This is a genomic window from Pantoea sp. E956-1, assembly GCF_982223955.1.
In genome coordinates this window covers 116184-141477 of record NZ_CEUYZP010000013.1, presented here as the reverse complement: position 1 = coordinate 141477, position 25294 = coordinate 116184, and the positions used below count along the sequence as shown (strand labels likewise).

The window sequence follows — 25294 nt, the reverse complement described above, 5'->3', positions numbered from 1 at the left end:
TTTGTCGCCGCGTGTAAAGGCTTTTATGAGCTGGACTGAAGATATTCTAAAACCTTATTTTGACTGATTTCAGCATGAATTTTCTATCAAAGAATGAAGGCGCGGATGTCCGCTTCTGGCACAAAGCAGTCCGTTTTACCCTTCGGGTTTAAGGGGCAACCTTTTAAGAGCCTGTTCAATTTTCTCTGCGTCCTGTTCAACGATGGCTCTCTCATCGGGTGTGAGCGGAACCTCTTCAAGGTAACGTCTGACAGAGGCTTTGCTTTCCAGTACCAATCCGCGCGCGCTCTGTTTGAGCAGGTTAAAATCGCAGCCAATGCAGGCCATCCGGTGCTGACAGCTGCTCCAGAAGGGGTTCGTGCAGTATGAGTCACCCAGATCATAGTACGTCGCGGGTCCGGTCAGACTGGCGGCTTCCGGATCGTGGTCAATCAGCACGCTTATCATGTGAGCCACTCTGTCTGCTTTTACGAACGAAGCGGCCAGCTGAGTCGGACGTATACGAATATAATGCATGGTTGACTGTGGGGACGAGTGGCCGGACCACTGCATCAGCTCATATAAAGACATGCCCTGAGGAACACTGGCCAGTGCTGTAACGGCAGAAGCACGGCCGCGGTGACTTGTAATGGGACCGCGTGAATCTTCTGCAGGCATACCCGCTCTGGCGCAGAGAAGCGGAATGACAGTGAGATTTATTATGTTCCTTCCCACCGGTTTACCCCGATTCTGAAACAGATAACGAACTTTTTCACCGGTGCGTTCATCCGTAAGTGCTGCCTGCTCCTGAGGACGCTCACTGAGCCAGATATCGACATATTTTTTCACAACAGACGAGACTGGCTTAACAAAAGCTTTAGAAGTTTTACCGGCTGGCACGCTGAGATAGCACAGAGTGCCAGCCGGGATAGCGCTGCCGTTTTCCTGCAGAATGTCATCCGCCTGTGGAGTAACGCAGTTCATTGCCAGGCGCATAAGTTCGTTCTGTCGCAGCCCGGCATGTGTCCAGATCACCGCCATAGCTTGAAGCATAGACAGGGGGTAATGAATTTCGCTCAGCAGGTCTTCCTTACGCAGATTCAGGCTTGCCCAGACCAGTTTCAGCCAGACCGGATCATCAATGACGCGGGGATTCACGCCCTGACGAAACAGCGGTGTGTCAGGCGTGGACAAATGACGGGCCGGACTGAATTTTAATTTCCCCCAGCCCCAGCTTTCATAATCAAGCATAAAACGGCGAACTGCATAAACAAACCGGCTGCGGGAATGCGGCATCAGGGGCTTTCCTGAGCGGTTTGAACGCCTGCCCCCTTTATTTGTGTCCAGTGACAGCTCGTCCACTTTCAGTCTGCCAACCATTGCAATAAAGCTGGCGCAGGTTTCCATTGTCCAGTCAGACGGCTCGCATATTTCCGGCTTTTCCCGGGCAAGCCACAGGCCGCAGCGGAGAATGAAACTGTACTGAGTTTCTCTGGAGCGGGGGCGGAGTACAGACGTTTCCCGCCACTTCCGGCACCACCGGGCCCAGTCAGGCGCGATACCTTCTGTTGGCTTTTCATGCCACTCTTTATAATTACGCATTCTCAGGGGGCTTTTTATAATCCCCATAGCAGCAAGTGCATAGGATATTTTTCCTGTAACTCTTGCGATCCCCCGGTCGTGACAGTTCTGCCCCCGCCACAGCAGTTCTGTCGTAAAATTTTCAAGTTGCGGATCATTATTCATCAGCATCAGAACACCCAGCATACCCGACAGATTGTGTTTCTGATTCTGCCCGACATATCCCAGTGAGATCAGAACGTCTGTCAGCCAGCAGCACCCAGAAATCTCACAATGGCTGTATGACCAAGCACAGGCAGCGTAATGCGCCCGACATAAAACCATGTTTCCGCATTATTAGAGTTCTGCAAAACGGTATCTGTATATTCAAATGCGGATGCAAACCCTGATTGCATTGTTGTGACTGTAACGCCAATGCTTGTGCGCCCCTGATCCGTTACGTTCGTCACCCAGTCAGGAATTGCAACACCGTTATCCATATCAGGTGCATAGCGCAAGAATAGCAGCAAGTCACAGGGAAAAACTTAACCGCACTGGTCATGTTGCCGTGGCGTTTCTCAGCCTCCCCAGCGGCTTTTAAGATAGCTCACCGCCTGCTGAGTCTGCGGCTGATTCAGATAGTTCTCTCTGAACAGAATCGTGCCGCCAATATTGGGGTTCGATTCATTAAGGTCGAGTTGCTTTTTCAACTCCGGTACGCCGCCCTGTTGCGTCCAGTCAGGCTCAACTTTTGACGGCTCACCCACTTTATAGAGAGCAAGGCCGATGTATAGCCGGGTTTTGGTCGGTTTAACAACCTCTGCCCACCAGTTTGCCAGCACGTCGTAACGGGCCGCCTGACGGGAAAAAGGCCAGTAGAGCTGAGGCGCAATGTAATCCAGCAAGCCCTGCTGCACCCAGCGGCGGGTATCGGCAAAAGCTTCATCATATGCTGCCGCGCCGCGAGTATCGGAACCGGCAGGATCATGCGAAAGATTACGCCAGACGCCCGCAGGACTGACACCAAACTCCACCTCCGGCTTCAGTTGTTTGATGGTACGTGACACCTGCTCAATCAGCTGCTGAGTATTGTGACGCCGCCAGTCCGCTTTGCTGGCAAACCCCTGACCGTAGCGGCTGAAGGTCTGATTATCGTTGAGCAGCGAACCGGCAGATTCCGCATAGAAGTAGTCATCGAACTGCACACCGTCGATGTGATAGCGCGCCACCACCTCGGCCACAATACTGGTGATCCAGTCACGCGCCTCAGGGATACCCGGATCGAGCACATAGCGATCGCCTGCAGTGCGGATCCAGTCGCGATGCAGCACAAAAACGCTGGCCGGATGCAGTGACAGCGTGCGGTTCAGTTCGCTGACGGTAGACGATTTAGTGTTTACCGACACCCGATAAGGGTTGAACCAGGCATGGACTTTGATACCACGCTTATGCGCCTCATCCAGCATAAACTGCAGCGGATCATAGCCCGGATCTTCACCAATTTTTCCTGTCAGCATATCTGACCAGGGGAGGATTTTTGAGGGCCAGAGCGCCGTGGCGTCAGGCTTCACCTGGAAAAATACCGTGTTGATGCCCAGGCTTTTCAGCTTATCCAGCTTGTCGATCAGCGATTGCTGCTGCTGGCGGATACGCTGCGCCGGACTGGTGCCATTCACCGACGCAACCGGCGGCCAGTCAAGACGTGAAACCGTGGCTAACCAGACGCCCCGCATTGGTTCCTGCACATGAGGTTGTGCTGGCTTACCGGGCGTCGGTAGCGGCTGTTTCGTCACAGGCGGAAAAGGTGTGACCAGCGATTTCGGCGGCTCGGATGCGCAACTGACCAGCAACAACGCGGCAGCCAGTGCGGCGCCTCGCTTAATAGCCGCACGGGCCGGTGCAGTAAAGGGTTTAAAGGCGATGATAGACTCCGGTATTGTCTGGTCGGGGCGCAAAGAGGAGTATTCTCGGTGACTCTGATTAAATGTCAATGCGTTAGCACAGAGGCGGCAGTAAAACCGCCCGCCTTCAAAACAAGCGCCCCTGAACCCGCTAGCGCTGCGGAATGAACACCATTCCGGCGGACGCAAGACAGGCTTTGAGGGTGCCAAACGCATCCTGACACTGCCGCTCATTGACGCAGGCGTAACCCAGCAGCAATCCGCGCGCCTCCTGAGGGTGCATATAATATTGCGAAAGTGGCCGTACTTTGACGCCGCGCTTTAGCGCCTCCGCGGCTATCGCCACGTCATCCGCGCCTGCTGGCAGCGGGATCACCAGATGCAGCCCCGCTTCATGATTGAATGCCGGTAAAAAGGCTGGCCCCAGATAGCGCTCGATTAGCCTGCAGAGAAACTGCCGCCGCTGGCGGTAAAGCAGGCGCATCCGGCGGATATGCTCCATGTAATGGCCCAGCCGGATAAACTCCGCCAGCGCACGCTGAATCAGCAGATGTCCGCCACGATAGAGCTCTGCCGCGGCGATGCGCAACGGCTGTGCCAGCGGTTTCGGCACCACCATGTAGCCAATGCGCAGCGCGGGATAGAGCGTTTTGCTGAACGTTCCCATGTAAATGACCGGCGCATCCGCTTCCAGCCCCTGCAGTGAGGGATGAGGCTGGCCGGAAAAACGAAATTCGCTGTCGTAGTCATCTTCCACAATCCAGCTCTGATGGCGTCGAGCCAGAGAGAGCAATGCCTGACGACGGGCCAGGCTCAGATGCACACCCAGCGGATATTGATGAGAGGGCGTCACAAACACCATCCTGGGTGGCGGGCCGCTGTCCGGCACCAGTCCCTGCTCATCCACGGGCATCGCCCGAATCTTCAGGCCATTCATGCGCAGCAGATTGCGTGTTCCCCAATAGCCTGGCTCCTCCATCCAGACCCGATCGCCAGGATCGCACAACACCCGCGTCACCAGATCAACCGCCTGATGAACCCCTTCGGTGATCAGGATTTGGTCAGCATCGGCCCGCACTGAGCGTGCCACCCGCAGATAATCCACCAGCGCATGGCGCAGATCGGGACAGCCACCGCCGCTGCTGTAGACCAGGCGGTGAACGTCAGGCTCACGGTTCAGACGCGCCTGAATCTGACTGAACAGCTTGTGGGGGAATTCGGTCACATCGGGCGCGCCAGGGACAAACGCGCCCCACTGGTAAGGCGATGCGGTAGCGTGACCCAGCAGACTGGCGCCCCGCTTCGACAGCGTCGCCGGTCGTTGCGCCTTCACCGCCTGAAGATCGGCTATCGCATCACTCTGCAGAGAGTTTTCCGGCAGCGTTTCTGCAATCCAGGTGCCGCTGCCGGTCCGCGCGGTAACATAGCCCTGAGCCATCAGGCTCTCATAAACATGCATAACCGTGTTTCGCGACACGCCCAGTTCGCGCGCCAGATCGCGGGTTGGCGGCAAACGGCTTCCGCGCGGAAACACCTCTTCAGCGATCGCGGCCTGCATGCAGTTCAGCAGCCGCTGATGTAATGAGCCAGTTCTTATAAACTGTAACCGCGCTAATAGATGATCTGCGTATAAGAGTCGCAATTGGCTCCACCTTTCCTCTGACAATTGGCTCTGGCAACTCACCACGCCTCAGGCATAAATAAACGTGTTTGTCGGGAATTGTAAACACGCATATTAACGAGGTGGAATAAATGAGCGAAAAAAATAACCTGTTGCAGCAGCGCAAAGCACAGGCTCTCCCCAAAGGTATCGGTACGCTGTGCGACTGGTACGTTGCCCGGGCAGAGAACGCCACCTTATGGGATCAGGAGGGTAACAGCTGGATTGACTTCGCGGGCGGCATCGCGGTACTGAACACCGGTCACCGTCATCCACGCATTGAACAGGCGATTGCCGATCAATTAACAAAGTTTACCCATACTGCTTTCCAGATCACCCCTTACGAAAGCTACATCGCACTGGCCGAGCGCATTAATCAGCGTGTTCCCATCGCCGGTGCGGCGAAAACGGCCTTCTTCACCACCGGGGCGGAAGCAGTAGAAAATGCCGTTAAAGTGGCGCGTGCCTATACCCGCCGTCACGGCATTATCACCTTTGGTAACGCGTTCCATGGACGAACTTTTATGACCATGGCGATGACCGGAAAAGTGGCGCCCTACAAGCGGGATTTCGGCCCGATGCCGCCGTCAGTCTTCCATGCACGCTATCCCAGTGCGGTTCAGGGGATCAGCATCGAGGCGGCACTGACCAGCCTTGAAGAAATTTTTACGCAGGACATTGCGCCTCATGACGTCGCCGCGATCGTGCTGGAGCCGGTGCAGGGCGAAGGTGGATTCCATGCGGCACCTGCAGAGTTTATGGTGCAATTGCGGGAGCTGGCTGACCGTCACGGCATTCTGCTGATTGCGGATGAAGTCCAGAGTGGATTTGCCCGTACCGGCAAGCTGTTTGCTATGGAACATTACCCGGTGAAGGCCGATATCATCACCATGGCGAAAAGCCTGGCAGGCGGAATGCCGCTCTCCGCGGTCGCCGGTCGTGCAGAGGTGATGGATGCACCTGCACCAGGAGGGCTGGGCGGAACCTATGCCGGAAACCCGCTGGCTATCGCCTCGGCTCATGCAGTGCTGGATGTGATTGAAGAGGAGCAGCTCTGCCAGCGCGCCGTTGATCTCGGTGCCCGGCTTGAAGCCGAACTCCAGGAGCAGCAACGCAAACATCCGGACATTGCCGAAGTGCGTGCGCTGGGTTCGATGGTGGCGATGGAGTTCTATCAGGCCAGCACCGCGCAGGCGGTTCAGAAGATGGCGATGGAACAGGGCTTGCTGTTGCTGACCTGCGGAGCCAAAGGCAACGTCATCCGCTTCCTCTACCCGCTCACCATTCCGGATGCCCAGTTCAGCCAGGCGCTGACCATTCTCTCCACGGTGATCGATCACTGTGTCGCACCCGCCGGACATCCCGTCGTCCCGGCCTGATTTCGCTGACGCGTTAACGCAAGTTCATCCCCGTTCGTCCGGCCAGCCAGGCCGGACGTCGACAGGAGACGTTTACATGACGATGACTCAGAGTGCGAATGCAGATTCGCTGGCTCAAAACCTGAAACCGCGCCACGTGCGTATGCTCTCAATTGCGGGCGTGATTGGGGCCGGGCTGTTTGTTGGCTCCGGCCATGCTATTTCTGAAGCGGGCCCCGCGGTGTTGATCTCTTATGCCGCCGCCGGTGCGCTGGTGGTGCTGATTATGCGGATGCTGGCCGAGATGGCCGTCGCCTCACCCGATTCAGGCTCTTTCTCAACCTACGCCGATAAAGCGCTGGGACGCTGGGCCGGATTTACCATCGGCTGGCTCTACTGGTGGTTCTGGGTGCTGGTGATCCCACTGGAAGCCAATGCGGCGGGAACCATTCTTCATGCCTGGTTCCCCGATGTCGCCATCTGGCAGTTCACGTTTGCTATCACCCTGTTGCTGACCATTACTAATCTGCTCAGCGTGAAAAATTATGGTGAATTTGAGTTCTGGTTTGCATTGATCAAGGTCGTGGCCATCATCCTGTTCCTGGACGTGGCAGGTGCGGCGGTATTCGGCCTGCTGCCTGACAGCAATACCAGCGGTCTGTCGCATCTCTACGACACTCACGGATTTATGCCGAATGGCATCGGTGCGGTCGTAGCGGCCATCCTGACCACCATGTTTTCATTTATGGGCACAGAAATTGTCACGATTGCCGCCGCAGAGTCGAAGAATCCCGGCAAGCAGATTACTCAGGCAACTAATTCCGTCATCTGGCGTATTGCGCTGTTCTATCTGCTATCGATTTTCTTTGTGGTGGCGCTGGTGCCGTGGAATGCGCCAGGACTAGTTGAACAGGGTTCATGGCAGACGGCGTTGCAGGCGATGAACATCCCGCACGCCCGACTGATTGTCGATCTGGTGGTGCTGATGGCGGTATGCAGCTGTCTGAACTCCGCGCTTTATACCTCCTCGCGCATGCTCTACTCCCTGTCACGCCGCAAAGATGCACCGGCGGCTGCCTCACGCACTAATCGCAGCGGCACGCCGTGGATTGCGGTACTGCTCTCTACCGCGGCTGCCTTTCTGGCGGTGATCGCCAATTATCTGGCGCCCAGCGTGGTGTTTGAGTTTTTACTGGCCACGTCGGGAGCGATTGCACTGCTGGTCTATCTGGTGATTGCCGCGTCCCATCTGGTGCTGCGTAAAAAGCGTGAGAAAGCGGGTGAAGTCCTGAGTTACCGGATGTGGTTATTTCCTGGCCTGACGTGGGTCACTATCCTGTTTATCGTCACGGTGCTGGTGATCATGTTGTTTGATGCGAAACATCAGGCTGAATTACTGGCAACCGGCGGTTTAACGCTGCTGATTATTACCACCAGCCTGGTTCTGCGTCGTAAAAAGGAGAAGCGCCAGCGCACAAAGTACTTTACTCAGCGCTCTCCTGACTCTTACTGATCTTCACGTAAGCTTTTTTATCACTCAAACCCACCTTAAACAGCAAAGGTGGGTTTTTTTGCATATATCAGCAGATGCAAAGCGTATTATCCCCGGATTATACAGAGGTTTAATAAGATGCGCACATTATCTGCTAATGATGAATCCGGCAAACTGAATTCCCCGATGCTGGCTAAAAAAAATCACAAAAGATCCTTCATTGACACTTAATGGCTTCATGAAAAACCCTTTACTGGCTATGGACTTATATCTTTACTTTCCATTTCACCGTTGTTGCTAAGGCATTGCACTGTCGTTCAGTATAAAAATTAAAATGCAGAAAGAAGTGTTAAAGATAGGTAACGTAAAGTATTCCTTTGCTCTTTTCAGAATTTAACCAATGCATTTTTACATTCAGAGGTAATTCAGTCAGCAATTCGGGATTCATCAGGTCAGCGGTAGTGACCACAGCCTTGCCACTGGCAGGATCATAACAATCCAGCACGACAGAAGTTTTTCCGACATTCATATTGCATGAATCATTGGTAATGGCTCCGCTGAAGGTGATAACGCCTGAATTTGAATCCGCTATAACAGGCCCGGCCAAAGCTATCAGCAGCGTGGTAAAGCAGGTTGATATAGATAATTTCATTGCGCGTCCTCCTGAGTCTGTATCACCTGTTATCGGCTCACATCCTCAAAGATTAAGTGCTAAGTAAAAGAATAAATGTAAATTCCCTAACACTTAGCGCAATAAAATCCATGATAACGTCGTTGTTAAGAATCATCCCAACCCAGCTAAGTCACGTGAGTGTAGACTATAGCCAAAGAAAGTTACTGCCCTTCATTAACTTTTTTTAATAACCGTTGAGCAGTCAATCAGGTCCGTCAGCCATTTAGTGACACCTTACAAAAATTAACACGCTCTGTGTGGCGATTTGCGTTAGTGGAAAAGATAATAATTCAGGTTATCGAGATAAACAGCAGGTAACTCTTCGCGCTTTTGATGACGTCACTACGCTGCGATTAAAGGCTTCCATTTATCATGATTGAACAGTCAATATAAAAATATCATGAAGAGAAAAGTTGCTTTCCTTAATCCATTCCGTTGGTGACCAATATTGTCAATACACGTTCAGCTTATTCCAGATACTGGCTGAAGCGCAGCAGATATCCATCCGGATCCTGTACCAGAAACTCCCGCTGACAGGCGGTGGTTTCACCGGTGTCGTAATCGTTATCCCGAAGCGCCCGAAAGAGCGGAACGGCATGCTGCTGCAAACGGGTCAGTACAGCCTGAACATCATCGACTTCAATCTGGAAATTAATACCCCGCCCCAGGGGCCAGTGCAGATCGGCGATGTTCCAGCCCTGCGGATGGAACTGCTCAATCATCAATTGAACCTCTCCATAGCAGAGGTAAGCGAAATCAGGCTGCTGACGCTGGATTCTCACACTGAACCCCAGCACCACGGTGTAAAAATGCAGCGACGCGGCAAAGTCTGTGACGGTCAGTTCTGGCACCATCGGGTTCCAGTACAGTTTTTGATTATCACTCATAAAGGATTCCATTTTATCGGTCACTCTCCCCTCTCATTAACGGCTCTGGATACTGCTTTGCAGTTCATCCAGCATCAGCCGCAGTGCAGCAGACTGGTGCTCACGCGACAGGTAAAGCCCCCATATGCCAATACGTTGCGGCTCATAATCGGGCAGTAATTTTACCAGCTTCCCTGCATCCAGTGCGTGACGCGCCTCCTGCTCAGGTACCATCGCTATCCCGCAATGCGCAATCGCCGCGTCACACAACAGTGAAGAGATTCCGGCACTGAAATTCCCTTTAACAGCAATCGCGATTTTCTCCCCGCCAGCCGCCGTAAAATGCCAGCGCTGACCGGCAAAGCGACTGTAGTAGAGGCAGTTATGCTTAGCCAGATCGTCCGGGGTTTCCGGGTTACCCCGCGCCTGAAGATACTGAGGTGAAGCGCAGAGTACAGAACAACATTCGCCAAGACGGCGTGCGATAGCTCCTGGCTCTGGCGAGTCGGTGATGCGGATAGCGAGATCGATGCGCTCACCAATCAGGCTCACCGGCTGATTGTTAATTTCCAGTTCAATCCGCAGCGCCGGATAACGCGCCAGAAAACCGGGGATCACCGGGCCGACAAGATGAAGAGCCGTAAAGTGGGCGCAGGCGATGCGTAGCGTTCCGGCCGGGACGCCCTGAGTGGTTTCCTGCTGGATCGCCTCTGAGAGCAGGGCCAGCTGACGGGTTTTTTGCAGGATCGTCTCACCGGCAGGCGTAAGGGTCAGCTGACGTGAAGAGCGATGCAGCAGACGCGTTCCCGCCCACTTTTCCATCTCCTCCAGATAACGGCTGACCATCGGTCGGGATATCCCGAGCGATCGTGAGGCGGCACTCAGGCTGCCCAGTTCACATATCCGGTTGAAAACGGCTGCCGCCGTGACTCTGTCCATCCACTCCACCTGTTCGGATTATGAAACTCAGCATCTCTGATTGCGGGAATTCTAACAGATAGCCAGATGCGTAGAATAGCGCCACTGATACTGAACATCGCCTTTACGCCTGCCTGAATCGGGCATTTATCTCTGAGGATCCTCAATGAAAACTATGCTGTTACCTGTGATGCTGGTGCTGGCCTCGGCCTCCGCCAGCGCGGCCACCCTGCAACTGCAAACCTATAATCCGCAGGAAAAGGGCATCTTTGCCGTCTCCTCAACGCTGGTTACCGGGCCAACCGAAGCGATTCTGTTTGATGCCCAGTTCAGCACCCAGGACGGTGAAAAACTGGCAGAGATGATTAAAAAGAGCGGAAAAACACTAAAGGAAATTGTGATCACCTCTGGCGATCCCGATTTCTACTTTGGTCTGGAGCCGATTGTTAAAGCCTGGCCGGACGTGAAGGTGGTTGCCGCGCCTGCGGTAGTGAAGCATATCCAGCAGACGCATGACGCCAAGCTGAAATACTGGGGTCCACAGATGAAGCAGGGCGCGCCGGATAAGGTGTTTGTGCCTGAAGTGACCCATCAGACCCGCTTTAGCGTCGACGGCGAGGTGCTGGAGCTGCGTCATCCGGAGCAATACGCCGCTTATATCTGGATCCCGTCTGCGAGCACCATTCTGGGCGGTACGGCCCTCTCCTCGGGCATTCACGTCTGGACAGCGGATACCCAGACCGTTCAGAGCCGCGCTGAATGGCGTCATATCCTGACGGAAATGCAGACGCTGAACGCGAAGAATGTGATTCCGGGTCACTATCTCGGTGACCGTCCGGCCGGTTCACAGGCGGTGGATTTCACCCTGAATTATCTGAAGAGTTTTGAAACGGCGCTGGCGCAACATAAAACCTCAGCGCAGGTGATTACCGCCATGAAAGCCGCCTGGCCGAAACTGGCAGAACCGGCTTCACTGGAACTCAGCGCCAAAGTCAATACCGGCGAGATGAAGTGGTAAACCCCGCGGAGAGGTCAGCTGGCTACCGGGTGCAACGTTTAAGCGGTCCCGGCTTATATCATTGACCTGATCTAACGATGCCCGGGCGCTATCTTTTCGCCAGATAGCGCCTGTCATCGCGCGCCTGTAACCGCGCCTCCGCCGGTGTGGGGAAGATATAGTGAAACAGATCGCGGTAAAAACTCAGATGCTTCAGCAATCCTTCCTGTATGGATCTACTGATGTCTTTGATCAAAAATTCCTGGGTGGTACTGAAGTTAGTCATGCTAAAAAAGGTTTTGTCATAGACGTTGACCACGCCTTCCCATTTCATCACCTGCTCTTCCGGGGAAGCCCCTTCAGAGGCGACAAACATTCCTTTATGGGATTTCACACCCTGTTTACTGACATACGTCGTTAACGCATCATAGCCGCGCTTGTTACGCCAGCGGCAGAATTCGTAGGGCACATCGTAATGGGGCAGCACAAAGTCCGGGCTGCGAAAATGTTCATCACCAATTAACCCATCCAGCGTAACCGTAAAATGCAGAAAGTCCTGCAGGAAGTCGAACTGGCGGGTTTTAGTCAGTGTGACATTAATGGTGTAGTGACCTGCATGCACATACCAGTAATTGGTAAATCCGGTGACCAGAATACAGAACGCCTGCCAGTCACTGAGTCTTCGATCCCCCGCCAGCCCCCTGAAACGACTGATCATCATCCGTGATTTGGGATGCTGATACGCTTTCAGCAGCGGATCGTTCATACCTTTCAGTAACATCAGGCACACTCCTTGATAGATTGCGCTTATCCTGCCATGCCCTGATCAGGGTGAAAAGTGTCGCTGGTCTGAATGTGATCCCCATTAAAATCTGGCCGAAGGCGTAGAACGGACGGCGGGATCGGGGAAGTGGGGTTGGCGTTTTAAACGCTTCAGAGAGGGGAAACCGGAGGCATCGATAATGAAACAGGATGCCAGCCATACGGGCTGGCCTGTCAGAGCTTCGCGAGCGTCTTCAGCGTTTCTGGGTTCTGCTGCACCATGCGGATCAGTAAAACAGCCTGGGCGTTAGGTCTGGCCCTGCCCTGTTCCCAGTTTTGATATGTCGTTTCACCAGTGTGAAGATAATGGGCGAATACGGCCTGGGAGAGATTCAGTTTTTCGCGTACGTCGCGTAACTCCTGCGGCGCAATAGTTACAGGGGCGCGCTTAGTGACCTTATAACGCTTAAGCGTAATTTTGCCCTCCTGATGATCCTTAAGCTCCTGCATACCCGTCATCAGTTCACTGAAGATATCGCGTTCAGTCATGTCTCAGCCCTTTTTTGATCACATTCAGTGCGGTCGCCAGGGCATCACGCTGTTGCCTGGTCAAATCGTCGCGTTGATCTTTATCGTAGATGGTAAACAGGATGAATTGGCCTTGTGTGTTGGTCCAGTAATAGATAACCCTGATCCCGCCACGTGCGCCCTTGTGTCGGCGCTCATCCCTGAAGCGAACTTTACGCAGTCCGCCGGTATCGGGTATCACATCGCTCTTCTCAGGGTCAGCCAGCAACATGTTCTGAAACAGCCTGTACTGATCATCATTCAGATAATCAGCCCGGTATTTCTGAAAGCTGGAAAGTTCGATGAATAGTGCGTCCATGTGCTGAGTATTTCCCTGTCCCCAACCTGGGCATACTTTACCCCTGAGTCAGGTGCATTTCAATCAGACCTGATTTTTTCTTCACCACATCAGATGAGCTTCTGCCCTGTTTCCTGCAACCCCACCAGCACCTCACTTAACCGCGTGACCAGCTTCCGCACTTTATCCGGGATAAAGCGGGCATCGGGGAACACAGCATAAAGATAGCGGTCGGGAAGCCGCCAGTCCGGTAAAATCCGCACCAGTCGGCCGGATGCCAGCGCGTCTGCGCCGATAAGCGTTTGTAACCCACCGATCCCCAGCCCCGCTTCAAGGGCCTGCATTAATGCATCACTGTTGTTAGAACGAAATGCACTTTCCACTGGCACAGATACCCTCGTTGTCGCGGACATCAGCTGCAGCGGCGCATCGGGCGACACGCCGCTAAAACGTATGTGGGGATGGTGCTGCAGGTCACTGGGGGCTTGCGGCGTGCCGTTTCGGGCTATCCACTCAGGGGAAGCCACCAGCACGGTTTCAATCGTGGTGAGTGTACGGGCAGCCAGTGTAGCGGGCGGCGATTCGCTGAGGCGGATTGCCACATCAACGCCTTCACCAATGAGATCCGACAGGCGATCCTCCAGCGCAATATTCAGACGCAGCGCGGGATGCGCATGCTGGAAGGCAATCAGATGCGGCATAAGCCGCTGCCCGATGCCGCTCGGCAGTTGCATATAGAGTTTGCCGTGCAGAGGCTGCGACTCAGGCCGTAGTTGCTGCTCCAGCTCTTCCATCGCGCTGAGCAGTTGCCTGACCTGCTGCAGATAATGCTGACCCTGCTCCGTCAGCGCCATTTTTCGTGTGGTGCGGTGCAGCAACACCACCCCCAGCGCCTCTTCAAGCGCGGCGATCTGCTGGCTTACCGCAGACTGCTTCATGCCGTTTTGCCGGGCCGCTGCCGAAAAAGATCCCGCTTCCGCCACCCGGATGAAGGTCTGAATCGCATTCAGTTTGTTCTGCATTTATTGATTTTCCTGATAAGTGACATCCGGTTCAGGGGATTTAATCAGAAATAAACGCAGGTGAGAATGCGGCTTCTCTCTTTACAGGGCAATGATCATGAAAACGACGCAGGATAAGAAGGTTGCGCTGGTGGCGGGTGCCAGCGGGATTGTCGGTCAGCAACTGAGTCAGGCACTGATAGCAGACTACTGGCAGGTCAAAGCACTGACGCATCGGTCAGACTATGCAGTCAGCGGCACAGAGGCTATTGCGGTTGATCTGCGCGATAGCCAGCAGTGCCAGCAACGGCTGGCATCACTCACCGACGTCACGCATCTCTTTTACAGCGCCTGGCTGAACGCTTCTGACTGGGGAACCATGGTCGGGCCGAATCTTGCCATGCTGCAGAATCTGGTTCAGACCATGGAAAATGTCGCCCCACTTGAGCATGTCAGCCTGATGCAGGGATACAAGGTGTATGGCGCCCATCTCGGACGCTTTAAAACGCCGGCGCGGGAAAGCGATACTGGCGTACCGGGTGCTGAGTTTAACGCCGCGCAGCTGAACTGGCTGAGCGCACAACAGCAAGGTAAAGCCTGGCACTGGAGTGCGCTGCGGCCCGGTGTGGTCGGCAGTGACAGGCCGGGCAACAGCATGAACCTGGCGCTGAGCCTGGCGCTGTACGCCTCAATCTGTCGCGCGGCGCGGCTGCCTTTACGCTTTCCGGGTTCGCCGGAAACCTGGCACAGTATGGTCGATTTTACCGATGCCACTCTACTGGCCGACGCGACGATCTGGGCCGCACGCACTTCTGACGCACGCAATCAGGCGTTTAATATCAATAATGGCGATCTCTGGCGCTGGAGTGAGCTCTGGCCGGTTATTGCAGCGTGGTTTGAACTGGAGATTGCACCGCCGGTTTCGCTGTCGTTCCGGCAGCTATTTCAGGATTATCGCGTGCTGTGGCGGGAAATCGCCGCTGCCGACGCGCTGATCCAGCCCGATATTCTGGCGCTCAGTGAGGGTGCCTTCGCTGATTTTGTTTTTGGCTGGGATTACGACATGTTTGGCGACGGCAGCAAGCTGCGGCGGGCGGGATTCCACGGTTATTGCGCAACAGATAAGATGTTCTGCGATCTGTTTGCCCGCTTCCGGGCGGCCCGGATCATTCCGTAATGATCCGCTGATTACAGATGCAGAGAGCAGGAAAGTCGCTCTCTGCATCGGGCCATCTTAGCGCCCTTTTTTCTTACGTCCCGGCTGGACAAAACGCTTGCGCGAGGCACCGTTAGCATCCGCTTTTTCAGCGGGTTTCGCCGCACTCTTCTGCGGTTTTTTGGCGGCGGCCGGTTTCGCCGGGGCTTTAGCTTTCTTCGCAGGTTTATCTTCTGAAGAGGAGTTCTCCAGCAGTTTAAACAGCTCAACGAGTTCGTCGTCAGTGAGATCGCGCCATTCACCCAGCGGCAATCCCTTGAGATTGACGTTCATGATGCGGGTGCGCTCAAGCTTCGTCACTTCAAAGCCAAAATGCTTACACATGCGGCGGATCTGGCGATTCAGCCCCTGAACCAGCGTGATGCGGAAAACAAACGGCGCTTCTTTCTTCACTTTGCACTTTTTGGTCACTGTGCCCAGCATCGGCACGCCTGCGCTCATCCCGGCAATAAACTCGTCGGTGATCGGCTTGTCGACCGTAACGACATACTCTTTTTCGTGGTTGTTACCGGCCCGCAGGATCTTGTTGACCAGATCACCGTGGTTGGTAAGGAAAATCAGCCCCTGAGAATCTTTATCGAGGCGGCCAATCGGGAAGACGCGCTTGCTGTGATTGACGAAATCGCTGATGTTATCGCGCTCGCCCTCTTCCATGGTGGTGATAATCCCCACCGGCTTATTCAGGGCAATCAGCACCAGATCGTCTTCATCGCGCGGCTCGATAAGCTGACCATTGACCTTCACCACATCGCCTGCAAATACCTGCGCGCCCACAGAGGCGCGTTTGCCGTTAATGAAAACGTTGCCCTGCTCGATGTAACGATCGGCGTCACGACGGGAGCAGATACCGCTCTCGCTGATGTATTTATTAAGACGCGTTGATGATCCAGTCAGCATGATTCCTCCAAAAAACGCGGACTATACCTTACCGGCGGGAGCTTGCGAAGTCTTTGCATGGGAAACTTTTGCCCTGCTTCACCAGCCTGACAGTTGTCGGCATTTACAGGTCAATCGCCATCGCCATACAGCGCAACGCGCAACCCGCCAGCTTTGACGGATAAAGACTTTCTCCCAGCTGCCGGAAGCCATGCTGCTGATAAAAGCTCACGGCATTCGGCGTTGACTCGAGCGTCAACTGGCGATAGCCACGCTGCAGCGCCTCCGCTTTAATGGTATCGATGATCAGCCCCGCCATTCCCTGTCCGGCAAAGCCGGGCAGCGTAAAAATGGCTTCAACGCTCGCGGCGGCGAGATCCAGCGATCCCATAGCAACCGGCACGCCGTCCGGGCCATCAATCACGAAGAAGGGATTCACGCGGATCATCGCGGGAAAACTGGCGGGCATCCGATCCGGCGTCCAGGCGGCGAGCACGTCGGGTGGATAGGCGTGCTGGCAGCAGTGACGGATGGCCAGATTGCGGATATTCCATAACGTATGCGCCTCTTCGGGCGATGCCTGTCTGACAATCATGATGCCCTCCGGCTCCTGAACTTAGCCGCTACGTTATCACATCGTTTTGCGGCTATCTGCGAATACCGTCGGGTTCAGACAGCGGGGGCTTCTCCGCGGTCGCGCGGGGTTGTGAAACACTGCTGCATCGGCAACCTGACTGCTTCCGTGTTGCTGCAACGTCGCCCGCCGCTATTATTTTCAGATAGCGACAGACGATGTTCACCCTGCTTTTCACTCCGCAAAACAGATCGGTTAAAAGCGGGCGTTAAGCCCGACGTTCCATGTCACCTGATGCATGTCGCTGTTGCCTGTTACCGCCGAGACGCCCGCAAAGGCATTCACCGAGGTGCCAAACGGCACGCTCGCACCCACAGCCATATCGATCCAGTTATCATCACTGGGATCGCTGCTGCGGGTAAAGGCGGTGCGGGTCGATTTCAGTCCGGCGGCGACAGCCGAATCGCTGTCACCAAACTGATGGTTGTAACTGACCTGCGCCCAGGGATTGATCAGTAAATCTTTGGTGTCGATACGCCAGCCCACTGCGCCGATTTGAGAGTGCAGCGTCTGGTCGCCAAAGCGCATTGAGGTGCTGCTGTTGCCCTCCTCTTTATAGCCATCGACCTGGGTGTAATCGAGCGCATAGCTGGCCACCGGGCCGGTAGAAACATAACTACCCAGCGGCAAATCCCAGCCGGTCTGCAGCCGCATCCCCAGCACCTTACCGTTGCTGTTGCCCTTTTCCGTGCGGGTCGCCGGTCCGAGCCTGATCTGACGCTCAATATCATCAAAGTTGAGATCCGCATAATGGGCGTCCGCATTAATCCATCCCCGATCGAGATAATTCAACTGACTCCAGAGCGCCACCAGATTGCCGCGTAAACGGTAATCAAAGCGCGACGAGGGATCCTGACGTTGCGAGGTCGTAGAGAGCATGGCACCGGCCTGCCAGTGATCGGTCAGCTGATAGCCCACACCCACGGTGCCGCTGGCGCTGGTGGCATCACCATCCTGCAGGCTGTCGCCGCGGAAATCACGCTGCTGTCCGGCATAACCGCCGAAGACCGTAAACTCTCCGGCGTTAGCAGGCTGCTGACGCTGCTGCTGCAGATGTCCATCCAGCGTATTGTGTGCATCGCCCACCAGCATCGACGGCGCCCGACTCAGCGCAGCCACCTGCAGCGGTGCATTCAGCACCGACTGAATATAATCAGCGATCAGCGCATGGACCGCCGGGCTGGGGTGCAGTCTGTCTGCAAACAGATACTGCTGTGACTGCGAAAATCCTGTCGTCGAGGAGGTGCAGTCCATCGCCGAGACACCTGGCGGACAGGCCATTCCGGCCGTATTCGTGAGTCCATACAGGCCCGGACTATCAATCACCTCATTAAACAGGCCATTAATATCCACCCGTGCGATGTTCCCGCGCGCGGCCACCAGCCCCTGCTCTTCAGCCTGGTTGTAACGGTCGGTGAGTGTCGCCGCCTCCTGACTCAGTAACTGCCAGGCGGCAATCAGCTGTTGCGCCAGGGCATCGCGGATTAGCGGGATCGAGGAGACCTGACCAGCTGCCTCGTTAAGTGCGGTTTCAATCGCCTGCTCTCTTGCGGCACGGTCAGGTGTGGTGGTGGTGCTCAGCGACTGAAACAGCGCCGCCGTGGCAGGTTGTGCCGCTGGACCAAGCACCTGCAGAATCGCCTGCAGCAGGGCGGGCGTTGCCCCTACATTGGGTACCGTCGGAACAATCACCGTTCCGGCCCCGGCATCCAGCAACCGGCTGACCTGTGAGGCCGCTGCACTGGCGCTGTTATCCACTATCTGCCGGGCAGCGAGGGGGGCAAGTGCCGCCGCCGCTAAATCATTGCCGCCAATCCAGTGAATATAGAGGCCGTCCGGATCAGCCCGTCCGCCTCGCGCTGCAAGGTAGCTATCAAGCTGATCCTGAGTGTTAAACAATGGATTAATCGCAGGCACCGCAACGGCGCCACCTTCGGCATAATTGCTTCCGCCCTGCGATGAAGGGCGCAGGGTGTCACCCAGCGACTGCGCTACGATCTCGTCATAGAGCGGATGGGTCGCGCCATCATAGGTAAAGCGCCCGACGTTCCCGCCATCACTCAGGCTATCGCCAAAGACGGTGAGGTCGCTCCAGGCCATCGCAGGCAGCGGCGACAGCAGGCTCAGGGTGGCACAACAGAAAAGGTATTGCGCGTGAAGGGGTTTCATCAGCAGCTCCGCACAAATCAATTGAAAGTCAGTATGAGTAAGAACCGCACCGGCTGGCGCAGCAAGCTGTAAGCGTAGACGGCTGAGGAAAGGGGTGGCAGAAAATACGCGATCGCGCTCGCAAAGCGGAGAAATTTGACTTAAAGATCAGCCGTGCCGGTTCAGGTGAAATACCGGGAACCCACCACGGCGTCGTTACACTGGCTACTTTTTGCTGGCGGGTTTCAGCCCGCGATTAAGATCCTGTAACCGTTTCATCGTCTTCACGGTGCGCTGTGGCAGCGTTGAGGCCACCGACAGGATCAGCATCTCCAGACAGACCATAATTGTGCCGTGCAGGGGAATGCGTCCCTTCTCGCCGCCGCGCGGCACATTAATTACGACATCCGCCTCGCGGGCGAAAAAAGAGTCGGTGGCGTTGGTCAGCAGAATTATCGGTATATCCAGCCGCTTCGCTTCACGCACCACGGTTGTCCCTTCCCGGTGCGCCGACTGTTGCGCCATCATGATCAGCACGTCGCCACGCTGTAGCGCCAGCATCTGCTCTGCCAGCGCAATTCCGGCACGGTTAAGGGAAAAGGCAGGCAGACCGATACGGTTGAGCAGCCGCACGCTGTAGTCCGCCAGAATACCAGAGGCGTTGATGCCGAAAATAGCGACCTGCCGCGCTTCGCCCAGCAGCGCCACGCTATCCGCTACCGCCACCCGATTCTGCGGCTGCGACAGCACCTCACAGGCGTGCCGGTGGCCCTCCAGCACAAAGTCGATGGCGCTGTTCACATCACTGGTCACCTCACTGACGGTGGTGATCATCTTATCTTCAGAGGTCAGTGACGGGCCAAACCAGGCCTTAAGTGACTGTTTGAGGTCGCGCAGCCCGCTAAAGCCCAGCGCCTGAATCGCGCGGATTACAGTGGCATCAGAGGTGTGATTCGCCACAGCGATCTCCATCGCGGTGCTCTCCAGCACCGTTTCCCGCTGTTGATCGATATAGCGCGCCACTGCCAGCAGGCGGGGTGAAAGCTGCTTTTCACGGGCACGAAGACGCTCTGCCACCACATCCACTCTGTTTTTAACGGGCCTGTTTTGTTTCATGCTGCACCTGCAACTGGGTTTAAAGGTGTGAAAGGCTCATCGGTAACCTGGCTCAGTGGATAGGTTTCAGGGCCGGAAGATGTAGTAAACACGGCCTGCCGCTTGATATTTCACCTGCATAAAATGTGGATTTAACCAAACGGCCTCACCTCTCTCTAATAATATATTCATTATTTTCAATAAAATAAAAATGCCAGCCAACATTTTTGCAGCAATAAACGACACGGCAAAAATGTAGTCAATTTCATTCAAATTATGTTTACTACTACAATAGCGGATGTTTGAATGATTCTCAATTACAGATGAGAAAGGTTGTCGTCCGGGGGGCATAATAACCCTGAAAGCCGGAAACTAATCTCATCTGCTTAAAGCGCTGCATATTGCAGACCACCTCCAGGGAAGCCCTGAGTGACAGACCGTCATGCAGGGCGTATTTGCTTCAGAAACAGTCAGTAACAGACACCAAAAGAAAAATGAAAAACAAAGACTCACGATATCCGGCCCGGCACCCCGCTCTGGTCGTGGCGATCTGCAGCAGCATCATGCTGCCACAGGTCAATGCAGCAACCGACAGCGCCCCGGATATGACCGTGACCGCGGATGCCAGCTCAGAGGGAAATTACAGCGCCACTCAGAGTAGCGTCGCCAGTAAAATGCCCACCGCGCGGCTTGATGAGGCGCAGTCTGTCAGCGTGGTGACGCAGCAGCAACTGGACGATTACCAGGCAAGCTCACTGGCGGATGCGATGCGTTTTGTCAGCGGTGTGACCGAAGCGAACACGCTGGCGGGCACTGAAGATGGCTTTGTACGACGCGGATTTGGCAGCAATGCCGATGGCTCCCTCTACCGGGATGGCATCCGCAGCAGTCAGGGATTGAATTTCGATGCCACGACCGAGCGTGTTGAGGTGCTGAAAGGCTCCTCCTCGCTGCTCTATGGCATTCAGAATCCGGGTGGCATTATCAATGTGGTCAGCAAAAAGCCGCAATATAGCTGGCACTCCAGCGTCAGCGGACGTTACGCCAGTGAAGGTGGCGGTGCAGGCACGCTGGATGTCACCGGCCCGCTGGGCAACGGCTTCGCCTTCCGCCTGATCGCCGAAAAACAGAATCAGGATTACTGGCGCAACTTTGGCAGTGAAGAGCACACACTGCTGGCACCCTCTCTGCAATGGTATGGCGAGCAGGCAAGTTTTCTGATCAGCTATGCCGACTACCGCTATGACATTCCCTACGATCGCGGCACGGCCTTTATCGACGGCAAGCCAATCGACATCGGTTATAAAGATCGGCTGGATGACAAAGCCAATCACGCCTGGGGCCACAATAAAACGCTGAATGCCCATTACGACTGGCAGTTTAATGATGAGTGGCGCACCCGGTTAACCTTGGGCTGGAACCAGCGGCGCTATGACAACAATGAAGTCCGCGTGACGGCGGTGAACGCCAGCAGCGGCGTGGTCACACGTCGCGCCGATGCTAACCGCGGGTTTAACCACAAAACCAAATACCTGAGCTGGGATCTGCTGGGTAACCCCGACATTCTGGGTATGCAGCATGCGCTGGTGGTGGGCACCGACTATGAGATGAACCAGACTTATCGTGCCCATCAGTATCAGGGCAAGGTCAACCGCCAGTTCAACTATTTCACGCCGGAATATGACCTGCTGTCACCGGTCACGGACGCCAGCACGGAAAATAGCGCAGCCGCCAATAACCTGAACCGCATTCATAGCCGGTCGCTCTACGCCAAAGACAGCATTTCTCTGTCATCCGACTGGATTGTGGTGCTGGGCGGTCGTTATCAGCATTATGAACAGCGCGCCTCGCGCGGATTTAATCCGCAGGTGGAAACCCTGAATGATGAGGGGAATAAGTTTCTGCCGCAGGCGGGGGTGATCTACAAACTCACACCTGATCTCTCTTTCTACACCAGCGTCAGCAAGTCGTTCACGCCGTCAACCGACGTGGATGGTGATGGCAATGTCGGCAAACCGGAACAGGGCACCAGCTGGGAAGTTGGCAGTAAATGGCAACTCTCGCCGAAACTGTTCGCCACCGTCGCGCTCTATCGGATAGACGAAAAAGCGATGTCGCTAAATATTAATGGCAGCACGCGGGCCATTGATAAAGCCCGCTCGACCGGCGCTGAGTTTGAGTTGAACGGCGAAATTTCACCCGGCTGGGATTTGAGCGCGAACTACAGCTATGATCAGGCAGAAATCGTTAATGACCGGGTTAATCCGGATAACAACGGCAATCGGCTGCAGAATGCGCCGCGTCATGCCGGTGCACTCTATCTCAGTCATGAGATGCAGATCAGCACTCTGCCCGGCTCGTTCCGGCTCGGCGGCGGCGCACGCTATGTCGGCAGTCGTGCGGGCGATCCCGATAACAGCTTCACCCTGCCCGACTATGTGGTGGCAGACAGTTTCGTGGCATGGAATAACCACCTGTTCGGTGAAAAAACGCAGCTGCGTCTGAACATCAATAACCTGTTTAACCAGCACTACTACAGTTCAAGCGGCGGCAACCTGCGCGTCCGTGAAGGTGAAACCCGCAATCTGATGGTACAGGCCCGTGTTGAATTTTAAATCGCTGCGCTGTGCGTTATTAATGCTGAGCGTGATGCTGGTCAGCGCCGGCGCGACCGCGCGCACGCTGACCGATATCACCGGCCGTGAGGTAGAGGTACCCGACCATCCGCAGCGTATTGTGTTGGGTGAAAGCCGGATGCTCTACAGCGTCGCGCTGCTGACGCCCGGCAATCCGCTGCAGCATATCGCTGGCTGGCCACAGGACCTGAAAAAGTATGATCCCCAGACCTGGCAGATTTTTGCCAGTAAGTTTCCGCATATGGACGACATTCCGGTTCTGGGTCTGGATGGCGTCAATGACATGAATCCAGAACAGGTGATCGCACTGAAACCGGACCTGGTGATCCTGCCGCAGCTGGCGCGCGGCAGTGAAAGCGGAGCAGTGCTGGAGAAGATGCTGGCTGCGGCGCATATCCCGGTGGTGAAAATCGATCTGCGGGTTGAACTACTGAAAAATACCGAGCGCAGCATGACGCTGCTGGGCGAGGTGCTGAATCAGCCCCAGCGGGCTGCAGAGTTTAATCGCTTTTACCGCAGCCACATGCAGCGCATTAAGAGCCGACTGGCGGACTATCACGGTGCTAAACCTAAAGTTCTGTTGCAGCTGCATCTCGGGCGGCGCAGTGAATGCTGCGTGACGTCGGTGAAGGGCAATCTGGGTGAGCTGTTGCGCTTTGCCGGGGGCGATAACATCGCCAGTCAGCAGATCAAAGGCGTATTCGGGCGGCTGAGTGAGGAGAGTGTGATTACGGCACAGCCGGACTATTACTTCGCCACCGGCACCGGCAGCGCCGATGAAGCGGGGGCCTTAAAACTCGGCCCCGCCGTCACAACAGCGCAGACCCGGCAGAGCCTGCTGGCGCTGGCCGGTCAGCAGAATGCGCTGAAGCAGCTGACGGCATTGCGGGACGGTCACGCCGGGGCAATCTGGCACAACTTTTACCTCAGTCCGTGGCACGTGGTGGTGACAGAATTCTTCGCCACCACGCTCTACCCGCAACTGTTCCGCGATGTCGATCCTGAACAGACATTGCGGCAGCTGTTCCGTGATTTCCTGCCGATCCCCTATTCGGGCAGCTACCTCTATCGGCTCGCACCGGAGGCGACGCCAGGATCAGGCGGCTGACAGCCCGCGATTTTTCACCCGGACAATATCGGCCATCACCGACAGCGCAATCTCCGCCGGGGTTTTGCTGCCGATGGGCAGGCCGATGGGCGCATGGATGCGGTCCAGTTCGGCACGATCCATTCCGGCGATCTGTTGCAGTCGCGCCCGACGTTTCTCGCTGTTTTTCGCCGAGCCCATGATGCCGATATAGAACGCGGGTGTCGCGATCGCCTCCATCATCGTCAGGTCATCAATGCGGGGATCGTGGGTCAGTGCCACAATCGCCACTGCTGCATGCGCGCCGTTCAGCTCCAGCCAGCGCGCCGGATGCTGTGACACCAGCGTCACGTTATCCGCAGCGCTGAAGTGGCTCTCCAGCTCCGTCAGCATCTCCGGTCGGTGCTCACAGACCCGCACGTGAAAACCCAGCATCTGCCCGAGCCGGATGCACTCATATGCCACAGTCGAGTAGCCCGCGATCAGCAGTTCCGGTATCGCACCAACCGGCAGCAACATCTGCTGCTCGCTGGCATCCAGCGCAGGCAACACCCTGTCAGGGGCGAGCATTTCCCACTGCGCACGTTCGCCGGGCCGTATCATTTTCACCATCGGCTGCTGTCCGCTCAGCGCGCGCTGCATGGCCGTCAGCAGCGCCAGCGTGGCATCATCGGGCGGCAGAAACTCAATGACGATCTCCAGACTGCCGCCGCACGGCAGGCTGACGTCAGGACGCATCCCGCCCTCACCGTACCGCACCCGCTGACTGCTGGCGCGATAGGCTCCTGCCGCCAGCTGCGCCAGAAAGTCCTCTTCAATGCAGCCGCCCGACAGCGATCCGCAACAGGCACCCGTTTCATTGACCGTCATCAGGGTGCCAGGCGCGCGCGGCGAAGATCCATAGGTGCGCAGCACCGTGCAGAGCCAGACCTGCTGACCCGCCTGGTAGCTGCCCAGTGCCGCATTAATCACACGTTGATCCAGCGTTATCATGAAAATTCCTTTATTAACTGCAGATCAGCAGGGAGATCGATATCACACAAACAGCCGCGATCCTGAAGCGGCAACCGGACGGCCAGTGACTTCACCGCCGCCTGCGGCCCGGCATCGCCCTGTAACCTGCTCAGCATCGGGTAGCAGTGGTGCTGAAAGCCCACCGGATGGCCCGGTCTGCCGTCAATCCACGGTCTGACGATCAGCGCGTCAGCCAGCGCAGCGCTGACGGCGCGGTAACTTTCAGGCGTAACAAACGGCATATCACCCAGTGCAATCAGCCAGCCGTCATAGTCACGACTGGCATTGACACCTGCGGCGATCGATTCGCCCAGCCCGCCGCTGTCACACAGCACCAGGGTAGCCTGTGTGCAGAGCGCCTTAAGCGCAGCGGCGTCCGGGCGGGTGACCACAAACAGGTCAAGACCACTGGCAGCAGCCTGCTCCAGCGTGCGTTGCAGCACCGGTTTGCCATTCAGGTCGGCCAGCAGCTTATGCCCGCCCGCCTGCTGGCGAAAACGGCGACTCAGCCCGGCGGCCAGCACAATCAACGCTATCTTCACTCTTTCTCTCCACC

23 protein-coding genes are annotated in these 25294 nt (G+C 55.8%); 6 read left to right on the top strand and 17 right to left on the bottom strand.

Annotated elements, in window-relative coordinates; genetic code table 11:
• Positions 1 to 135: 135 nt before the first annotated feature.
• The 4 genes from AC0T7J_RS22745 to pdxR all read right to left on the bottom strand — a co-directional run bounded on the left by AC0T7J_RS22745 (position 136) and on the right by pdxR (position 5082).
• Positions 136 to 1725 (bottom strand): tyrosine-type recombinase/integrase, encoded by a 1590-nt coding sequence (locus tag AC0T7J_RS22745; protein ID WP_473797380.1) that lies wholly within the window; start codon positions 1723 to 1725, stop codon positions 136 to 138.
• 80 nt (positions 1726 to 1805) lie between these two features.
• Complete coding sequence (locus AC0T7J_RS22740; RefSeq protein ID WP_473797377.1) at positions 1806 to 2039, bottom strand: hypothetical protein; 234 nt, start codon at positions 2037 to 2039, stop codon at positions 1806 to 1808.
• A gap of 78 nt (positions 2040 to 2117) precedes the next feature.
• On the bottom strand, positions 2118 to 3494 hold the full coding sequence (locus AC0T7J_RS22735; protein WP_473797374.1) for a glycoside hydrolase family 10-like protein: 1377 nt from the start codon (positions 3492 to 3494) through the stop codon (positions 2118 to 2120).
• 97 nt (positions 3495 to 3591) lie between these two features.
• Positions 3592 to 5082: a MocR-like pyridoxine biosynthesis transcription factor PdxR gene (gene pdxR, locus AC0T7J_RS22730; RefSeq protein WP_473797372.1), complete on the bottom strand. Its 1491-nt coding sequence runs from the start codon at positions 5080 to 5082 to the stop codon at positions 3592 to 3594.
• A gap of 110 nt (positions 5083 to 5192) precedes the next feature.
• Here pdxR and gabT point away from each other — a divergent pair, with 110 nt between their 5' ends.
• Both gabT and gabP read left to right on the top strand, forming a co-directional pair.
• Positions 5193 to 6479 (top strand): 4-aminobutyrate--2-oxoglutarate transaminase, encoded by a 1287-nt coding sequence (gene gabT, locus AC0T7J_RS22725; protein WP_069026832.1) that lies wholly within the window; start codon positions 5193 to 5195, stop codon positions 6477 to 6479.
• 76 nt (positions 6480 to 6555) lie between these two features.
• Positions 6556 to 7971 (top strand): GABA permease, encoded by a 1416-nt coding sequence (gene gabP, locus AC0T7J_RS22720; RefSeq protein WP_473797368.1) that lies wholly within the window; start codon positions 6556 to 6558, stop codon positions 7969 to 7971.
• 328 nt (positions 7972 to 8299) lie between these two features.
• Here gabP and AC0T7J_RS22715 read toward each other — a convergent pair whose 3' ends face one another.
• From AC0T7J_RS22715 to AC0T7J_RS22705, 3 genes are all read right to left on the bottom strand, one after another.
• Positions 8300 to 8602 carry a type 1 fimbrial protein gene (locus AC0T7J_RS22715; RefSeq protein ID WP_473797365.1) on the bottom strand — a complete coding sequence of 101 codons (303 nt, stop codon included), beginning with the start codon at positions 8600 to 8602 and terminating at the stop codon, positions 8300 to 8302.
• A 488-nt stretch (positions 8603 to 9090) separates the two neighbouring features.
• Positions 9091 to 9510, bottom strand: a complete 420-nt coding sequence (locus AC0T7J_RS22710) for a bleomycin resistance protein (protein WP_473797362.1) — start codon at positions 9508 to 9510, stop codon at positions 9091 to 9093.
• Between the two features lie 36 nt (positions 9511 to 9546).
• Positions 9547 to 10428 carry a LysR family transcriptional regulator gene (locus AC0T7J_RS22705; protein WP_473797359.1) on the bottom strand — a complete coding sequence of 294 codons (882 nt, stop codon included), beginning with the start codon at positions 10426 to 10428 and terminating at the stop codon, positions 9547 to 9549.
• 145 nt (positions 10429 to 10573) lie between these two features.
• Here AC0T7J_RS22705 and AC0T7J_RS22700 point away from each other — a divergent pair, with 145 nt between their 5' ends.
• Positions 10574 to 11425 (top strand): Vmh family MBL fold metallo-hydrolase, encoded by an 852-nt coding sequence (locus AC0T7J_RS22700; protein ID WP_473797357.1) that lies wholly within the window; start codon positions 10574 to 10576, stop codon positions 11423 to 11425.
• 88 nt (positions 11426 to 11513) lie between these two features.
• Here the strand turns inward: AC0T7J_RS22700 and AC0T7J_RS22695 are convergent, their stop codons facing one another.
• From AC0T7J_RS22695 to AC0T7J_RS22680, 4 genes are all read right to left on the bottom strand, one after another.
• Positions 11514 to 12185 (bottom strand): hypothetical protein, encoded by a 672-nt coding sequence (locus AC0T7J_RS22695; RefSeq protein WP_473797355.1) that lies wholly within the window; start codon positions 12183 to 12185, stop codon positions 11514 to 11516.
• 215 nt (positions 12186 to 12400) lie between these two features.
• A complete protein-coding gene (locus AC0T7J_RS22690; protein ID WP_473797352.1) occupies positions 12401 to 12715 on the bottom strand; it encodes a helix-turn-helix domain-containing protein in 315 nt (104 codons plus the stop codon).
• On the bottom strand, positions 12708 to 13052 hold the full coding sequence (locus AC0T7J_RS22685; RefSeq protein WP_473797349.1) for a toxin: 345 nt from the start codon (positions 13050 to 13052) through the stop codon (positions 12708 to 12710). Before AC0T7J_RS22685 ends, AC0T7J_RS22690 begins: the two co-directional genes overlap by 8 nt.
• An 89-nt stretch (positions 13053 to 13141) precedes the next feature.
• Positions 13142 to 14053, bottom strand: a complete 912-nt coding sequence (locus tag AC0T7J_RS22680; protein WP_473797346.1) for a LysR family transcriptional regulator — start codon at positions 14051 to 14053, stop codon at positions 13142 to 13144.
• A 97-nt stretch (positions 14054 to 14150) separates the two neighbouring features.
• Between AC0T7J_RS22680 and AC0T7J_RS22675 the strand changes: the two genes are divergently transcribed.
• Positions 14151 to 15209 (top strand): SDR family oxidoreductase, encoded by a 1059-nt coding sequence (locus AC0T7J_RS22675; protein WP_473797343.1) that lies wholly within the window; start codon positions 14151 to 14153, stop codon positions 15207 to 15209.
• A 57-nt stretch (positions 15210 to 15266) separates the two neighbouring features.
• On the opposite strand, the gene rluF is transcribed toward AC0T7J_RS22675, so the two are convergent.
• From rluF to AC0T7J_RS22655, 4 genes are all read right to left on the bottom strand, one after another.
• Positions 15267 to 16145 (bottom strand): 23S rRNA pseudouridine(2604) synthase RluF, encoded by an 879-nt coding sequence (gene rluF / locus AC0T7J_RS22670; protein WP_473797340.1) that lies wholly within the window; start codon positions 16143 to 16145, stop codon positions 15267 to 15269.
• Between the two features lie 103 nt (positions 16146 to 16248).
• Positions 16249 to 16719, bottom strand: coding sequence for a GNAT family N-acetyltransferase (locus AC0T7J_RS22665; RefSeq protein ID WP_473797338.1), 471 nt, complete (start codon positions 16717 to 16719; stop codon positions 16249 to 16251).
• A gap of 234 nt (positions 16720 to 16953) precedes the next feature.
• Positions 16954 to 18927, bottom strand: a complete 1974-nt coding sequence (locus tag AC0T7J_RS22660; RefSeq protein WP_473797335.1) for an autotransporter outer membrane beta-barrel domain-containing protein — start codon at positions 18925 to 18927, stop codon at positions 16954 to 16956.
• 204 nt (positions 18928 to 19131) lie between these two features.
• Positions 19132 to 20022 (bottom strand): MurR/RpiR family transcriptional regulator, encoded by an 891-nt coding sequence (locus AC0T7J_RS22655; RefSeq protein WP_069026841.1) that lies wholly within the window; start codon positions 20020 to 20022, stop codon positions 19132 to 19134.
• A gap of 473 nt (positions 20023 to 20495) precedes the next feature.
• On the opposite strand from AC0T7J_RS22655, the gene AC0T7J_RS22650 reads away from it, so the two are divergent.
• Positions 20496 to 22616: a TonB-dependent siderophore receptor gene (locus tag AC0T7J_RS22650; RefSeq protein ID WP_473797331.1), complete on the top strand. Its 2121-nt coding sequence runs from the start codon at positions 20496 to 20498 to the stop codon at positions 22614 to 22616.
• Positions 22617 to 22650: 34 nt separating this feature from the next.
• The gene (locus AC0T7J_RS22645; protein WP_473797405.1) at positions 22651 to 23745 is read left to right on the top strand and encodes an ABC transporter substrate-binding protein; all 1095 of its coding nucleotides are present in this window, start codon (positions 22651 to 22653) and stop codon (positions 23743 to 23745) included.
• Here the strand turns inward: AC0T7J_RS22645 and AC0T7J_RS22640 are convergent.
• Complete coding sequence (locus AC0T7J_RS22640) at positions 23734 to 24717, bottom strand: XdhC family protein (RefSeq protein ID WP_473797328.1); 984 nt, start codon at positions 24715 to 24717, stop codon at positions 23734 to 23736. The genes AC0T7J_RS22645 and AC0T7J_RS22640 overlap by 12 nt on opposite strands.
• On the bottom strand, positions 24714 to 25280 hold the full coding sequence (locus tag AC0T7J_RS22635) for a nucleotidyltransferase family protein (protein WP_473797327.1): 567 nt from the start codon (positions 25278 to 25280) through the stop codon (positions 24714 to 24716). The genes AC0T7J_RS22640 and AC0T7J_RS22635 overlap by 4 nt, the downstream gene beginning before the upstream one ends.
• Positions 25281 to 25294 lie beyond the last annotated feature (14 nt).

What these genes read in the sequence shown, in the direction of transcription:
- gabP (WP_473797368.1), top strand. Translation starts at nt 6,556, where the DNA reads ATGACGATGACTCAGAGTGCGAATGCAGATTCGCTGGCTCAAAACCTG.
- AC0T7J_RS22700 (WP_473797357.1), top strand. Translation starts at nt 10,574, where the DNA reads ATGAAAACTATGCTGTTACCTGTGATGCTGGTGCTGGCCTCGGCCTCC.
- AC0T7J_RS22745 (WP_473797380.1), bottom strand. Translation starts at nt 1,725, where the DNA reads ATGAATAATGATCCGCAACTTGAAAATTTTACGACAGAACTGCTGTGG.
- rluF (WP_473797340.1), bottom strand. Translation starts at nt 16,145, where the DNA reads ATGCTGACTGGATCATCAACGCGTCTTAATAAATACATCAGCGAGAGC.
- gabT (WP_069026832.1), top strand. Translation starts at nt 5,193, where the DNA reads ATGAGCGAAAAAAATAACCTGTTGCAGCAGCGCAAAGCACAGGCTCTC.
- AC0T7J_RS22675 (WP_473797343.1), top strand. Translation starts at nt 14,151, where the DNA reads ATGAAAACGACGCAGGATAAGAAGGTTGCGCTGGTGGCGGGTGCCAGC.
- AC0T7J_RS22710 (WP_473797362.1), bottom strand. Translation starts at nt 9,510, where the DNA reads ATGAGTGATAATCAAAAACTGTACTGGAACCCGATGGTGCCAGAACTG.
- AC0T7J_RS22715 (WP_473797365.1), bottom strand. Translation starts at nt 8,602, where the DNA reads ATGAAATTATCTATATCAACCTGCTTTACCACGCTGCTGATAGCTTTG.
- AC0T7J_RS22645 (WP_473797405.1), top strand. Translation starts at nt 22,651, where the DNA reads ATGCTGGTCAGCGCCGGCGCGACCGCGCGCACGCTGACCGATATCACC.
- AC0T7J_RS22665 (WP_473797338.1), bottom strand. Translation starts at nt 16,719, where the DNA reads ATGATTGTCAGACAGGCATCGCCCGAAGAGGCGCATACGTTATGGAAT.
- AC0T7J_RS22695 (WP_473797355.1), bottom strand. Translation starts at nt 12,185, where the DNA reads ATGTTACTGAAAGGTATGAACGATCCGCTGCTGAAAGCGTATCAGCAT.
- AC0T7J_RS22655 (WP_069026841.1), bottom strand. Translation starts at nt 20,022, where the DNA reads ATGAAACAAAACAGGCCCGTTAAAAACAGAGTGGATGTGGTGGCAGAG.
- AC0T7J_RS22650 (WP_473797331.1), top strand. Translation starts at nt 20,496, where the DNA reads ATGAAAAACAAAGACTCACGATATCCGGCCCGGCACCCCGCTCTGGTC.
- AC0T7J_RS22680 (WP_473797346.1), bottom strand. Translation starts at nt 14,053, where the DNA reads ATGCAGAACAAACTGAATGCGATTCAGACCTTCATCCGGGTGGCGGAA.
- AC0T7J_RS22640 (WP_473797328.1), bottom strand. Translation starts at nt 24,717, where the DNA reads ATGATAACGCTGGATCAACGTGTGATTAATGCGGCACTGGGCAGCTAC.
- AC0T7J_RS22690 (WP_473797352.1), bottom strand. Translation starts at nt 12,715, where the DNA reads ATGACTGAACGCGATATCTTCAGTGAACTGATGACGGGTATGCAGGAG.
- AC0T7J_RS22660 (WP_473797335.1), bottom strand. Translation starts at nt 18,927, where the DNA reads ATGAAACCCCTTCACGCGCAATACCTTTTCTGTTGTGCCACCCTGAGC.
- AC0T7J_RS22740 (WP_473797377.1), bottom strand. Translation starts at nt 2,039, where the DNA reads ATGGATAACGGTGTTGCAATTCCTGACTGGGTGACGAACGTAACGGAT.
- AC0T7J_RS22705 (WP_473797359.1), bottom strand. Translation starts at nt 10,428, where the DNA reads ATGGACAGAGTCACGGCGGCAGCCGTTTTCAACCGGATATGTGAACTG.
- AC0T7J_RS22685 (WP_473797349.1), bottom strand. Translation starts at nt 13,052, where the DNA reads ATGGACGCACTATTCATCGAACTTTCCAGCTTTCAGAAATACCGGGCT.